Raw genomic sequence first — 520 nt, forward strand, 5'->3', positions numbered from 1 at the left:
CAACGAGCGCATTAGAGAGGTTTTAAGAGAGAATGAGGGCATCGCTAAGGCGATCCATTTAGGCTATATCAATGCGAGCCGGGCGATTTTTGATTCTAATATTACTTCCTTGATCGCTTCAGTGTTATTATACGCTTATGGCACAGGAGCGATTAAAGGCTTTGCCCTAACCACAGGCATTGGGATTTTAGCCTCTATTATCACCGCTATTGTAGGCACGCAAGGGATTTATCAAGCCCTTTTACCTAAACTCACCCAAACAAAAAGCCTTTATTTTTGGTTTGGCGTGAATAAAAGAGCTTAGGAGAATTTTATGGAATTATTCAAACAAACTAGAATCTTAAGCTTCATGCGTTATTCCAATTATGGGGTGGTTGTTTCAGCGATCTTAGCACTTTTAGCGTTGGGGCTTTTGTTTTTCAAAGGGTTTTCTTTAGGGATTGATTTTGCGGGGGGGAGTTTGGCGCAAGTGCGTTACACTCAAAACGCCCCCATTAAAGAAGTGCGCGATCTTTTTGAA

The 520-nt window shown here is 41.7% G+C and carries 2 protein-coding genes; both read left to right on the forward strand.

Annotated elements, in window-relative coordinates; genetic code table 11:
• Window positions 1-304 (forward strand): hypothetical protein (locus IEY73_RS34945; protein ID WP_505744166.1); only part of this gene is annotated, 304 nt, incomplete at its 5' end.
• A gap of 45 nt (window positions 305-349) precedes the next feature.
• Window positions 350-520: hypothetical protein (locus tag IEY73_RS34950; RefSeq protein ID WP_505744167.1), on the forward strand; the 171-nt coding region annotated here is incomplete at its 3' end.

It is taken from the genome of Mangrovihabitans endophyticus, from assembly GCF_014646155.1.
Taxonomy (GTDB): domain Bacteria; phylum Actinomycetota; class Actinomycetes; order Mycobacteriales; family Micromonosporaceae; genus Actinoplanes; species Actinoplanes endophyticus.